At 72.0% G+C, this 13,860-nt stretch carries 8 protein-coding genes; 2 read left to right on the forward strand and 6 right to left on the reverse strand.

Annotation, left to right across the window (positions count from 1 at the left end; genetic code table 11):
* The first annotated feature begins 111 nt into the window (after nucleotides 1-111).
* Entirely contained in the window at nucleotides 112-2,991 is a 2,880-nt protein-coding gene (locus AC061S_RS20580) for a bifunctional glycosyltransferase/CDP-glycerol:glycerophosphate glycerophosphotransferase (RefSeq protein WP_478687418.1), read from the forward strand.
* Nucleotides 2,988-4,193, forward strand: coding sequence for a glycosyltransferase (locus AC061S_RS20585; RefSeq protein ID WP_478687419.1), 1,206 nt, complete (start codon nucleotides 2,988-2,990; stop codon nucleotides 4,191-4,193). Before AC061S_RS20580 ends, AC061S_RS20585 begins: the two co-directional genes overlap by 4 nt.
* A gap of 66 nt (nucleotides 4,194-4,259) precedes the next feature.
* On the opposite strand, the gene galE is transcribed toward AC061S_RS20585, so the two are convergent.
* From galE to AC061S_RS20615, 6 genes are all read right to left on the reverse strand, one after another.
* Nucleotides 4,260-5,258 (reverse strand): UDP-glucose 4-epimerase GalE, encoded by a 999-nt coding sequence (gene galE, locus AC061S_RS20590; protein WP_478687420.1) that lies wholly within the window; start codon nucleotides 5,256-5,258, stop codon nucleotides 4,260-4,262.
* A gap of 81 nt (nucleotides 5,259-5,339) precedes the next feature.
* The gene (locus AC061S_RS20595) at nucleotides 5,340-6,962 is read right to left on the reverse strand and encodes a glycosyltransferase family 2 protein (RefSeq protein WP_478687421.1); all 1,623 of its coding nucleotides are present in this window, start codon (nucleotides 6,960-6,962) and stop codon (nucleotides 5,340-5,342) included.
* A 130-nt stretch (nucleotides 6,963-7,092) separates the two neighbouring features.
* Complete coding sequence (gene obgE, locus AC061S_RS20600; protein ID WP_478687422.1) at nucleotides 7,093-8,535, reverse strand: GTPase ObgE; 1,443 nt, start codon at nucleotides 8,533-8,535, stop codon at nucleotides 7,093-7,095.
* Nucleotides 8,536-8,716: 181 nt separating this feature from the next.
* On the reverse strand, nucleotides 8,717-8,971 hold the full coding sequence (rpmA, locus tag AC061S_RS20605; protein ID WP_030013081.1) for a 50S ribosomal protein L27: 255 nt from the start codon (nucleotides 8,969-8,971) through the stop codon (nucleotides 8,717-8,719).
* Between the two features lie 13 nt (nucleotides 8,972-8,984).
* Nucleotides 8,985-9,305, reverse strand: coding sequence for a 50S ribosomal protein L21 (gene rplU / locus AC061S_RS20610; RefSeq protein ID WP_214950890.1), 321 nt, complete (start codon nucleotides 9,303-9,305; stop codon nucleotides 8,985-8,987).
* A 475-nt stretch (nucleotides 9,306-9,780) separates the two neighbouring features.
* Complete coding sequence (locus tag AC061S_RS20615; protein WP_478687423.1) at nucleotides 9,781-13,833, reverse strand: Rne/Rng family ribonuclease; 4,053 nt, start codon at nucleotides 13,831-13,833, stop codon at nucleotides 9,781-9,783.
* Nucleotides 13,834-13,860: the final 27 nt, after the last annotated feature.

Genomic DNA, 13,860 nt, shown 5'->3' on the forward strand with positions numbered 1-13,860 from the left:
TGCCACTCACCTCTTCCTTAGAAGTATGCACGCCGGTGGTTGCCCTGCCGGGGGTGAGTGCGGCACACGGTAGCTTTGACGGGATAAGCGGAATGAAACAGAGGGATCGAGGTGCACGTGCCTGACGTCTCCGTGGTCGTCATCGTCTACAACGACGCAGAGCGTCTCCCGGCAGCCGTCCAGTCGGTTTTGGACCAGACCCTGCACGGGGTCGAAGTCGTGATCGTCGACGACTGCAGCAAGGACGGGTCCTACGCCGTCGCCCAGGAGCTCGAAACCGCGCATCCGGGGAGGGTGCGCGCCTTCCGGCTGCCGGAGAACAGCGGGGGCTGCGGCGCCCCGCGCAATCACGGCATCCAGCAGGCCGCCGGCACCTACGTCATGTTCCTGGACAGCGATGACGTGCTGGAACGCAATGCCTGCCGCAACATGCTGGACGCCGCCGAGCGGACCGGGTCCGACCTGGTCTCGGGCATGTGCGTCCGGGTCCACCTCGACAGCCGCTGGGGCAAGACCACCGAGTGGTACCCGTGGATCTACGCGCGCACCCGCACGCTGGAGTCCATCACCCAGTTCCCGGACCTGCTGGTCTACGACACCCTCTCCACGAACAAGTGCTACCGGCGCGCGTTCCTCCTGGAGCAGGGCCTGGAGTTCCCGGTCGGCATCCACTACGAGGACCTGCTGTTCTCCGCGCAGGCCTACGTAGCCGCCCGCCGCATCACGCTCATCCCGAACCACGTCTACTACTGGAACGTGATCGAGAAGGCCTCGGCGAAGTCGATCAGCAACCGGCGCCACGAGATCGAGAACTTCGTCCACCGGATGGAGATCCACCGCCGCGTCGACGAACTGCTGGCGGCCGAGGGGCACGCGGAGATCAAGTCCGCGAAGGACGCCAAGTTCCTCAAGCACGACCTGGTGCTCCACCTGCGGGACCTACCCCTGCTCGGTGACGCCTACCGCCAGGAGTTCGCCCGGCTCGCCAACGGCTACCTGGCCGGCATCGACCCGGCCGCGTACGACAACGTCACCAACCTCCAGGCCATCTGCGCCTACCTGCTCGGCAAGGAGGACTGGGACAACCTCCTGCCCGCCGCCGACGCCATGACCAACCAGGGCCGGCTCACCTCCCCCCTCGCCGAGCGCGACGGCCGCGTCTACTGGTGCGACCGGCACATCGACGGCCCCGACGCGGACGAGGCCCGCCGGATACTGGACGTCACCGACCAGGGCTACGCCGGGGTGCCGCTCACCTCCCTCACGCTGGGCAACCGCCTCACCGCGTACGAGGACGACGGCCGCGGCACGGTCACCCTTTCGGGCGCCGTCGTGAACCCGCTGGGCCGGATCCGCCCCGAAGCGGAGCTGAAGGCCTCGCTGGAGTTCCGGGCCCGACGGCAGATCGGCGTCCGTTCCTTCAGCTTCCCGGTGGCAACCGTGCGCCACGCCGGTGACACGATCGAGTGGAAGGCCACGGCCGACATCGGCAGCACCGTCCGCCCGCTCGGCATCATCGACGCGGTCTGGGACGTACGCCTGAAGTTGACGGCGGGCGGCGACCGGCTCACCACCCGCGTCTCCGTCGGCGGCGTCGACCTGGAGAAGGCGGCACGGCTGCGCGTGCGTCCGAGGCTGACCCGGCTGGTCTCCGACCGCTTCGAGCCGGAGATGACCAAGAAGGGCAACCTCTCCTACGTCCTGACCGCCGAGGGCGCCGCCGCCGTGCGCACCCAGACGCTGATCAACAGCGCGATGCACGGCAAGGCCGCCGGCGTGGTCAAGCGGGGCCTGCGCAGGGCCCTCCGGGCCCGCCGCAACATCGGCTCGGGCGAGCAGAAGGTGAAGGTCTACCACGAGGTCTTCTCGAAGCTGCCCGTCAAGAAGGGCACGGTCGTCTTCGAGAGCCACATGGGCAAGCAGTACAGCGACAGCCCGAAGGCGATCTACGAGGAGCTGGTGCGCTCCGGCGTGCAGTTCGAGGCGATCTGGTCGTACGCGGGCGGCAAGCCCACCGGCTTCCCCAAGGAGGCCACCCTGGTGCGGCGCTGGAGCTGGGCCTACCTGCGGGCGCTGGCGCAGGCCGAGTACTGGATCGACAACCAGGGCTTCCCGCTGGCGCTGGCCAAGCGCCCCGGGACCACGTACATCCAGACCTGGCACGGCTCGGCGCTCAAGCGGATGGGCTTCCACGAGCCCCGCACCAAGGCGCAGGACCGTGCGGGCCAGGCCCGCTTCCAGGCGGCCGTCGACCGCTTCGACCACTTCCTGATCCGCTCCGAGCACGACGCCCGCACCCTCGCCAAGGGCTTCCGGCTGCGTGACGAGGTGCTGCTGCGCACCGGCTACCCGCGCAACGACGCCCTGGTCGCGGCCCACCGCTCCGAGGCGAACAGCGGTGAGCGGGTCCGCGGGCCGCTGGCCGGGGAATTCGGGATCGACCCGGAGAAGAAGGTGCTGCTGTACGCGCCGACCTTCCGGGCGAACGCGGACGGCGCGGTCGAGGGCTTCGAGTTCCCCTTCGACGTGGAGGAGTTCGCCGACCGGCTCGGCGACCGCTTCACGCTGCTGGTGCGCACCCACTACCTCAACAGCGTCACGCTGCCGTCGTCGGTGGCGGGCCGGGTCATCGACGTGTCCAGGCACCACGACATCACGCCGCTGCTGGCGCTCGCCGACGGGCTGATCACCGACTACTCGTCCGTGATGTTCGACTACGCGGTCCTGGACCGGCCGATGCTGTTCTTCGCGTACGACTACGAGAAGTACGCGAACGACATCCGCGGCACGTACTTCGACCTCAAGGAGAAGGCCCCGGGCCCGGTCGTCGCCACCGCGGACGAACTGCTCCAGGCCCTCGCCGCCTTCGACGAGGCGGATGCCAAGTACGCCGAGGCGCGTCAGCGTTTCCTCGCCGAGTTCGGCGAGTACGACCGCGGGGACGCGGCCCGGCAGATCGTCGAGAAGTTCTTCACCAGGAGCGGCAAGTGAGCCAGCAGCCTTCCACCGCCCCGGAAGCACCGGAAGCCCGGGATGAAGCCGTCGGCGGCCGTGACGTCTTCCTCGTCTCCAACAGCGTGGACGAGCTCGGCGGCGTGACCACCTGGTCGCACCAGATGGCCCGGCTGTTCACCGACCGCGGGCACCGGGTCCACGTCATCGGCATCGCCCCCGTCGCCGAGGAGATCCGCCAGCGGCTCCCGGCGGACCTCCCCTACGCCGTGACCACGCTGTACGAAGCCCACCCGCCGGCGGCCCGCAGGCTGCACGGCATCAAGGGCCGGCTCAACGCGCCCGAACGCCGCCGCCAGGCGGCCCGCCGGGCGAAGATGCGGGCCAAGGCGGACCGGCTGGGCGAGCTGCTGCGCGCGGCGCGCCCCGGAGCCGTGGTGATCGTCACCCAGGTCTGGGCGATGGAGTGGGTGGCCCTCGCCGACACCAAGGGCTGCACGGTCATCGGCATGAGCCACGAGTCCTTCGAGGCCAGCAACAAGTCCACCCGGGGCCAGCGGGTCCGCCGGTACTACCGGGACGTCGACCGCATGCTCGTGCTGACCCCCGAGGACGCGGACCTCTGGATCCGCTCGGGCATGGAGAACGTCTCCAGCATGCCGAACCCGCTGCCGTTCATGCCCGCCGTCCCCTCCCCGCGCACCGAGAAGGTCGTGGCGAGCGTCGGCCGCCTCGCCTTCGAGAAGGGCATGGACCTGCTGCTCGACGCGTGGGCGGACGCCTCCCCGCACCACCCCGACTGGGTCCTGCGGATCTACGGGGCCGGCCTGGAGGAGGCGACCCTGCGGGCGCACGCCGCCGGGCTCGGCCTGGAGGACTCCGTGCAGTGGATGGGCAGCACCAGCGATGTGCTGGGCGCGCTGAACGGAGCCTCCGTCTTCGCCCAGGCCTCGCGCGCCGAAGGGTTCCCGATCACCCTGCTGGAGGCCATGGCGGCGGGTGTGCCGGTGGCCGCCTTCGACTGCGCGCCGGGCGTCCGGGAGATCGTGACGCACGGAGAGGACGGGCTGCTGGCCCGGCTCGGCAACACCATGGAGCTGGCCGCGCAGTTGGACCGGCTGATGGCCGGCCGCGAACTGCGCGACCGGCTCGGCGACGCCGCCTTCCGCAATGTGCAGCGGTACTCGAGCGTCGAGATCACCGACCGGTGGGAGGAGCTGTTCTCCTTCCTGGAGCGCTGACCCCGACGCGTACGACGAAGCCGCCCGCCCCGGTCGATTCCGGGGCGGGCGGCTTCGTCGTACGCTCTACGCGTTTCCGGCCTTGCGGTGGGCCTCCCAGCCCTCCCAGGCCGAGGCGATCATCTCGCGCACGTCGTGGCGGGCCTTCCAGCCCAGCTCCGCCGAGATCCGGTCGGCGGAGGCGACGACCTTCGCCGGGTCGCCGGCGCGGCGCGGGGAGACCGCGGGCGCGTAGGCGGGATCGGTGTGCCCGGTGGCCTCGTTCACCAGCTCGACCATCTCGCGGACGGATACGCCCTCGCCCCGGCCGATGTTGACGGTGAGGTCCTTGTACTCGCCCTGCGCGCCCCACTCGACGAGCTTGCGGGCAGCCACCACGTGGGCCTCCGCGAGGTCGGCGACGTGGATGTAGTCGCGGATGCAGGTGCCGTCCGGGGTCGCGTAGTCGTCACCGAAGATCCGGGCGCCCTCACCCTTGTCGAACCGCTCGAAGATCATCGGGACCAGGTTGAAGACCCCGGTGTCGGCGAGCTCGGGGGTCGCGGCGCCCGCCACGTTGAAGTAGCGCAGGCACGCGGTGGAGATGCCGTGGGCCTTGCCCGCGGCGCGCACCAGCCACTCTCCCGCCAGCTTCGTCTCGCCGTACGGGCTCAGCGGCAGGCAGGGGGTCTCCTCGGTGACGAGGTCCACGTCCGGCATCCCGTACACGGAGGCGGAGGAGGAGAAGAGGAAGTTGCGCACGCCCGCCGCGGCCACGGCCTGGAGCAGGACGGTGAGGCCGCCCACGTTCTCCTCGTAGTAGTGCAGCGGCTTCTCGACGGACTCGCCGACCTGCTTCTTGCCCGCCAGGTGGACCACGCCGGTGATGCGGTGCCGGGCGAAGGTCTCGTCCAGGAACTGCCGGTCCAGCACGGAACCGACCACCAGCGGAACACCCTCCGGGACACGGGCGGCGTTGCCGGTCGAGAGGTCGTCCAGCACCACCACCTCCTCACCCGCAAGCAGCATCGCGCGGACGACGTGCGCCCCGATGTAACCGGCTCCACCAGTGATCAGAAACGTCATGCGTGTCTCCCCAAATCTCTTTCGTACGTCTCGTCCGGCGCCGCACCGTCCGGCCGGGTTCCGCTCCCGCCGGGCTCCGCCCTAGCCGCGCACTATGCGGGCCCGGTGGAACCGGTGGCGGGCCAGGCTCATGACACCCGCGGCACCCGGCGCGAGCCTCAGCGCCAGGGATCCCCCGGTCGTGCGGTACGGCTGCGCCAACAGCACACCGTACCGGCTGCTGGGCAGCACCCGCCGGTGGAGCAGGCGGCGGAGGGGGCGCGGGGAGGTGAGTACGGAGCTCCCGTCGGCGCACTCCACGGTCAGCTTCACGTCCCACGCCTGTAGGCCCCGCCGGCCCTCGCCCCGCCCGAGGCTCGCCAGCGTGGTCAGCCGGAAGGGCAGCTCCGCGGTCCACCGGTGGCCGTCGCCGGCGGGGACGAGCTCCACCGCTTCGGCGACCAGCGGCTTCCCCACGTCGCCCCGGGGCTGGAAGCGCAACTGGACGGTGCGCGGGCCGGCCGCGGCGAGGCGCCCGTACAGGTCGTGCACCTGGACCCGGAGCCCGGCGCAGCCGCTCGGTTCGGCGTCGATGGTGACGGGCAGCTCCGCCGTCTCCAGCTCGGCCAGCCCGTCCAGCTCCACCGGCAGCGTGTCGCTCCAGACCGGCACTCCGGCCGGGCCGGTCGCGTACGGGGGCAGCAGCCGGGGCGGGTCGGCGGCGAAGCGCGTCAGCCGCAGCAGGTCGGCGGGGGCGGGCGGCACCTCGGTGGCGAGCAGCACCCGGACGATCCAGCGGGCGTGCGCCCCGGCGGCCTCGATGTCGGCGTCGGCGAACCCGGCGACGTAGTCACGGGTCAGCGTCCACCAGGCGGCCTGGTAGCCGGGGTCCTGGCCGAGCTCGCGCAGGTACATGCGCAGGTCGTACTCCAGGAACTTGACCTGGCAGGCCCGGCCCAGCTCGGGCGAGGACGCGGTCATGAGCCGGGAGGCCACGCGGTGGGCCTCCACGCGCGCGCTCCAGTTGCCGACGTCCTTGCGGTCCAGGGAGATCGAGACCTGGGCGGCATTGCGGCGCACGTGCCATACGTAGACGAGGTCGCCGATCACCGCGATGCGGGGGCGGGCCGCCAGTACGCGGGCGGTGAACACGAAGTCCTCGTAGATGAACCGGCCGTCCGGGAAGCGGATCCCGTACATGTCCAGGAACGCCCGCTCGTACAGCTTGTTGACGCAGAGGGTGTCGCGGACCAGCTCCGGCCGGTCCGCCGGGCGGTCGATGACCTCGCCCGGCGTGTACAGGCCGGGCACCCAGGGCACGTCGCGGCTCTCGGGCAGTTCACGGCGGACGCAGGAGCCGACCGTGACCGGCGACCGGTGCTCCCCGGCCGCGCGCACCAGGGCGTCCACCGCCCCGCGGGGCAGGACGTCGTCGCTGTCCAGGAACATGACGTACGGGGCGGTCGCGGCCGCGATCCCGTCGTTGCGGGGGGTTCCGCAACCACCGCTGTTCTCCGTGCGGTGCACGACCTTCACGCGGGCGTGGCGGGCCGCCAGCTCGTCCAGCACCTCGCCTGTGCCGTCGGAGGACGCGTCGTTGACCGCGATGACCTCCGCGACAACCGGACCTTGGGCGAGAGCCGAGGCAACGGCCTGGCTCACGAGTTCGGCATCGTTGTACGCGATCACGACGACGGCAACTGTGGGGGTATGGGTGCTCGTCACCCGTGGATCCTAGGCCACAGTGGTAAAGGTGGCCTTAAGGCGGGTCACTCGAACGTGTGATAAACGGAATCTTGTGACGAGCCCGTGACGACGGCCGGGTAACCGGCCGTCGCCCTCAGCCACGGCCCGATCAGAAGGGACGGAACTCGTCGTACTCCTTCTGCGCGGAATCCCGCTCGGCTTCCTTCTCCTTGCGGCGCGTGGTCGCCGGACGCGGCGCCTCCAGACGGTGGTCCTCACCGCGGCGGCCCAGCATCTCGGCGCCGGCCATCATGGTCGGCTCCCAGTCGAAGACGACCGCGTCGTCGTCGGAACCGATGGCGACGCCGTCACCCGCACGGGCACCGGCCTTCTTCAGCGCCGCCTCGACGCCGAGGCGGTTGAGGCGGTCGGCGAGGTAGCCGACGGCCTCGTCGATGTTGAAGTCGGTCTGGCGGACCCAGCGCTCCGGCTTCTCGCCGCGCACGCGGTACACGTCCTCGGCCTCGTCGTAGGTGATGGTGAAGCCCGAGTCGTCCACGGCCTTCGGCCGGATGACGATGCGGGTCGCCTCCTGCTTCGGCGCACGGGCGCGGAACTTCGCGATGACCTCGGCGAGGAAGTAGGACAGCTCCTTCAGGCCCGTACGGTCGACCGCGGAGACCTCGAAGACCTTGTAGCCGCGGGCCTCCAGGTCCGGGCGGACGATGTCGGCGAGGTCCTTGCCGTCGGGGATGTCGACCTTGTTGAGGACGACGAGGCGCGGACGCTTCTCCAGGCCGCCGCCGTAGAGCTTCAGCTCCTCCTCGATGGCGTCGAGGTCGGCGAGCGGGTCGCGGTCGGACTCCAGGGTGGCGGTGTCCAGGACGTGCACGAGGATCGAGCAGCGCTCGACGTGGCGCAGGAACTCCAGGCCGAGGCCCTTGCCCTGGCTGGCGCCCGGGATGAGGCCCGGGACGTCGGCGATCGTGTAGACCGTCGAGCCGGCGGTGACGACGCCCAGGTTCGGGACGAGGGTGGTGAAGGGGTAGTCGGCGATCTTCGGCTTGGCCGCGGAGAGCACCGAGATCAGCGAGGACTTGCCGGCGCTCGGGAAGCCGACCAGCGCCACGTCGGCGACGGTCTTGAGCTCCAGGATGACGTCGCCGCCGGTGCCGGGTACGCCGAGGAGCGCGAAACCGGGCGCCTTGCGGCGGGCGGAGGAGAGCGCCGCGTTGCCGAGGCCGCCGCGGCCGCCCTCGGCGGCCACGTAGGTGGTGCCCTGGCCGACGAGGTCGGCGAGGACGTTGCCCTCCTTGTCGAGGACGACGGTGCCGTCCGGCACCGGCAGGATCATGTCCTCGCCGTCCTTGCCGGAACGATTGTCGCCCGCGCCGGGCTTGCCGTTGGTGGCCTTGCGGTGGGGGCTGTGGTGGTACTCCAGCAGGGTGGTGATCGACTGCTCCACCACCAGGATGACGTCGCCGCCACGGCCGCCGTTTCCGCCGTCGGGGCCGCCGAGCGGCTTGAACTTCTCCCGGTGAACGGAGGCGCAGCCGTGGCCCCCGTTACCCGCGGCGACGTGCAGCTCGACGCGGTCCACGAAGGTGGTCATGGTTGTTCCTCCAGATACAGCGGGAATAACCCGGAAAGCCCGGGCGGGTAGGCCTTGCTACCCATTAAACGTGTCTATGTGACAACGCGCCGAGGGCGGACCTCTCTTCCCGGCTCGCGCCGGGAAGAGTTGAGATCCGCCCTCGGGATGCTTCGGACTACCGATTCAGCAGGAGCTGAAATCAGGCAGCCGGAACGATGTTGACGACCTTGCGGCCACGGTGCGTGCCGAACTCGACCGAACCGGCCTGCAGCGCGAACAGCGTGTCGTCGCCACCACGACCGACACCCGAACCCGGGTGGAAGTGGGTGCCGCGCTGGCGGACGAGGATCTCACCAGCGGAAACGACCTGACCGCCGAAGCGCTTCACGCCGAGCCGCTGAGCGTTGGAATCGCGCCCGTTCCGGGTGGACGATGCGCCCTTCTTGTGTGCCATGTCTCAGTCCCTCTTACTTCGCAGCCGCGGGGATACCGGTGACCTTGATCGCCGTGTACTGCTGGCGGTGACCCTGGCGACGGCGGTAGCCGGTCTTGTTCTTGTACCGAAGGATGTCGATCTTGGCACCCTTGTGGTGGTCCACGATCTCGGCCTGGACCTTGATGCCGGCCAGGACCCACGGGTCGCTGGTCACGGCTTCGCCGTCGACAACGAGCAGGGTCGAGAGCTCGACCGTGTCGCCAACCTTGGCAGTGGGAATCTTGTCAACTTCAACGATGTCGCCGACAGCAACCTTGTGCTGGCGACCACCGCTGCGCACGATGGCGTACACGCGGATCTCTCTCTCACTCGAGTTCGGGAACCCCTGAAGCCAGCCGGCCCCGCGGAACCGCAGGCCGGCCTCCCCCGAGCCGCGAGGCGGTTCGGGAGGTGAGGTGCTCAGTGGATTGGCGTGCGCATAGACACGCCAGCGACCTAGGTTACGGGGCCCGGTCGGAGGGGTCAAACCGAGGTCCGGAGCGGGGCCCGGCAGGGCCGGCCCGCCTTCGCGCGGCGCCCCCCGTGGGCTCTGTGCCGGGGCCGACCGCACGGTGCCCGCCCGGTCGGTGACCCGTTGGAGGCCGCCCGCGGGCCGTGTACGGGTACGTCGCCCTGGCGTGGCCCCGGCGGCCGCCCCGTTCCGTACCGGGGACGCGCAGCGCCCTTGTGGCGGCGCGCAGCCGCCGTGGGCGTACATCCTGCGGAAAAAGCCCCGCCCGGCACCGAATGCGGTGCCGGGCGGGGCCGGGTGGAGCGGGATCCGCGGATCAGGCCTCGGTCGGAGCCGAGACGGAGGGCAGCGTCTGCTGCTCGGCCGCCGCGGTCTTCTTCGTCGCCCGCTTCGTCACGGTCTTCTTCGCGGCGGCCGTCTTGGCCGTCGTCGTCTTCTTGGCGGCGGTCTTCTTCACGGCCGCCGCCTTCTTGGCCGGGGCCTTCTTCGCCGCGGTCGTGGTCGCCTTCTTGGCGGCCGTCTTGCGGACCGCCTTCTTGGCGGGAGCCGCCGGGGCGGCCTCCTCGGTCTCGGCCGGGGCCTCGGCCGGGGTCTCCACCGGAGTCTCGACCGGCGCCTCGACGACCAGTACGGCCGCCTCCGCGCCCGCCGGGGAACCGGCCGGAGCGGTGGCCTTGCGGGTGGCACGGCGACGCGGACGGGCCGGCGCGGCCTCGGCGGGCTCGGCCGGGGTCTCCACGACGACCGGCTCGGCCTCGACGACGACCTCGGGCTCCGGCTCGGCCACGGGGGCCACAGGGGCCTCGGCGACCGGCTCCGGGGCCTGGACGGCCTCGGCCGGGGCGCCCGCCGGAGCGGTCGCCTTACGGGTGGCGCGACGGCGGGTGCGGCCCTTGGGGGCCTCCTCCGCGACCGGCTCCGCGACGACCGCCTCGGCGATCTCGACCGTCTCGACGACGACCTCGGGCTCCACGGCCTCGACGAGCTCCACCTCGGCCACGGGGGCCGCGGGAGCCGCGGCCGCCGGGGCACGGTCCGTCGCCGCACCGCGCGGGGCGCCCGCCGGAGCGGTCGCCTTGCGGGTGGCGCGGCGGCGGTTGCGGCGCCCGCTCACTCCGGCAGCGGCCTCGGCCTCGGCCGGGCTGCTGTAGAGCTCCTCGTCGGCGACGAAGGCGGGCTCGGGCAGCGCCACGGGAGCGGCGACCTCGGCAGCCAGCTCCGCCTCGGACTCGATCTCGTAGTCATCGCCCTCGGCGGTGTCCACGGCCTCGATCTCGTGGTCGTGCTCGTGTCCGGCCTGGCCACCGCGGCGCTTGGAGCGCTTGCCGTTGCCACCGCCGCCGACCACGGTCGGGGTCTCCATGTGCACGATGACGCCGCGGCCGTTGCAGTGGACGCAGGTCTCGGAGAAGGACTCCAGCAGACCCTGGCCCACCCGCTTGCGGGTCATCTGGACCAGGCCCAGCGAGGTCACCTCGGCGACCTGGTGCTTGGTGCGGTCACGGCCCAGGCACTCCAGCATGCGCCGCAGGACCAGGTCGCGGTTGGACTCCAGGACCATGTCGATGAAGTCGATGACCACGATGCCGCCGAGGTCGCGCAGCCGCAGCTGACGCACGATCTCCTCGGCCGCCTCCAGGTTGTTCCTGGTGACGGTCTCCTCGAGGTTGCCGCCCTGACCGGTGAACTTGCCGGTGTTGACGTCGATGACGATCATCGCTTCGGTCTTGTCGATCACCAGGGAACCGCCCGAGGGCAGCCACACCTTGCGGTCGAGCGCCTTGGCGAGCTGCTCGTCGATCCGGTACGTCGCGAAGACGTCCACCTCGGAGGTCCAGCGCTTCAGCCGGTCGGCCAGGTCCGGGGCCACGTGGTTCACGTAGCCGTGGATGGTCTCCCAGGCGCTGTCACCGCTGACGATGACCTTCGTGAAGTCCTCGTTGAAGATGTCGCGCACGACGCGGACGGTCATGTCCGGCTCGCCGTACAGGAGGCTCGGCGAAGAGGTCGAGATCTGCTTCGACTTCTTCTGGATGTCCTCCCACTGGGCCTGCAGGCGCTCGACGTCGCGGCGCAGCTCGTCCTCGCTCGCACCCTCGGCGGCGGTGCGCACGATGACGCCCGCGTCCTCGGGGACGATCTTCTTGAGGATGGTCTTCAGGCGCGCGCGCTCGGTGTCGGGCAGCTTGCGGCTGATGCCGGTCATCGAGCCCTCGGGCACGTAGACCAGGTAGCGGCCGGGCAGCGAGACCTGGCTGGTCAGGCGGGCGCCCTTGTGGCCGATCGGGTCCTTGGTGACCTGCACCAGGACCGACTGGCCGGACTTGAGGGCGGCCTCGATGCGGCGCGGCCCGTTGGCCATGCCGAGCGCTTCGAAGTTGACCTCGCCGGCGTACAGGACCGCGTTGCGGCCCTTGCCGATGTCGATGAAGGCGGCCTCCATGGACGGCAGCACGTTCTGGACCTTGCCCAGGTAGACGTTGCCGACGTACGAGGTGGCTTCTTCCTTGTTGACGTAGTGCTCGACGAGCACGTTGTCCTCGAGGACGCCGATCTGGGTGCGCTCGCCCGACTGGCGGACGACCATCACGCGCTCGACGGCCTCGCGGCGGGCCAGGAACTCGGCCTCGGTGATGATCGGGACGCGGCGGCGGCCCTGCTCGCGGCCCTCGCGGCGACGCTGCTTCTTGGCCTCCAGGCGGGTCGAGCCCTTGATGGACTGGACCTCGTCGGAGGAGGTGGAGCCGGAGCCGGCGACGAACTCCGAGCGCTCGCGCGCCGGGCGCGGCTCGCGGACCTTGACGACCGTGCGCACACCGTCGTCCTCGGCCGCGTCGGCGTCCGTACCACCGTCACCGCTGCGACGGCGGCGGCGCCGGCGACGACGGCTGGAGCTGGAGCCGAGGGCCCCGTTCTCCTCGTCGTCTTCCTCGTCGGCCTCGTCGGCCTCCTCGGCGGACTCGGCCTCGGCCTCTTCCTCGGCAGACTCGTCGAGGTCCGCGGCCTCACCGCGACGGCGGCGACGGCCACCGCGACGGCGACGGCGCGACGGGCGGTCGCCCGACTCGTCGGTCTCGTCCTCGTAGGCCTCGGTCTCGGCCTCTTCCTCGACCAGCTCTACGTCGGCCAGCGTGACCGGGCCGGACGGCGCGGCGGCGGCCGGAGCCGGGGCCACGGGCGCGGCGGTCTCGGCGGCGGCGCCGCGACCACGGCGGCGGCGACGGCCGGCGGGCTGCGGGGCCGGGGCGGCCTCGACCTCGAGCTCGGTCTCGACGAGGTCGAGCTCCTCCTCCTCGGCCTCCTCGACCGGGGCGGCGGCGGCAGCGGCCGCGGCCATCATGGCCGCGGTCTCCGGGGTCTGGAACATCGGCTCGGCGAACACCGGGGCCTGGAACACGGCGACGGCGGGACGCCCGGCGCGGCGGCCGCGGGCGGGAGCCTCGGCGGCGGGGGCCTCGGCGGCCGGAGCCACGGGCTGCGCGGCGGCGGCGGCCGGAGCGGTGGTGGAACGGGTGGCGCGGCGGCGGCCGCCGCGCTTCGGGGAGTCCACGGCGTCGGCCACGGTGACGGTGGCCTTGGCGGCGGCGACCGGGGCCTCGGCCACGACGGCCTCGGCGGCGGGCGCCTCGGGGGCGGTCACGGCGCGGGTGGCACGGCGACGGGCACGCGGCGCCGGAGCAGCCGACTCCTCGACGGCCTCGACGACCGGAGCGGCCACCGGAGCCTCGACGACCGGCGCCTCAGCGGCGGGCGCCTCCGGGGCGGTCACGGCGCGGGTCGCACGACGACGGGCACGCGGCGCCGGAGCAGCCGACTCCTCGACGACCGGAGCGGCCACCGGAGCCTCGACGACCGGCGCCTCAGCGGCGGGCGCCTCCGGGGCGGGCGCCTCCGGGGCGGTCACGGCGCGGGTCGCACGACGACGGGCACGCGGCGCCGGAGCAGCCGACTCCTCGACGACCGGAGCGGCCACCGGAGCCTCGACGACGGGCGCCTCAGGCGCGGCGACGGCGCGGGTCGCACGACGACGGGCACGCGGCGCCGGAGCAGCCGACTCCTCGACGGCCTCGACGACCGGAGCTGCCACCGGAGCCTCGACGACCGGGACCTCGGCGGCGGGTGCCTCCGGGGCGGTCACGGCGCGGGTCGCACGACGACGGGTGCGGGCCGGGGCGGCGGCCGGGGCGGACTCCTCGGCGGGAACTGCGGCCACCACGGGTGCGGGGGCGGCCTCGGCGGCGGCTACGGCGCCGCCGGGCGGGCCGGCCGGCCGGGACGCGGCACGCCGGCGTCGGCGCGGCGGCAGGTTGTCGCTCGGGCTGCCCTGGTCGGCGGCGGTGGTGTTGTTGTCGTTTTCGTTGTTGAGCATGCGGGGTTTCTCCCGTCACGCTCCCGG

The sequence above is a fragment of the Streptomyces sp. CA189 genome, assembly GCF_056428985.1.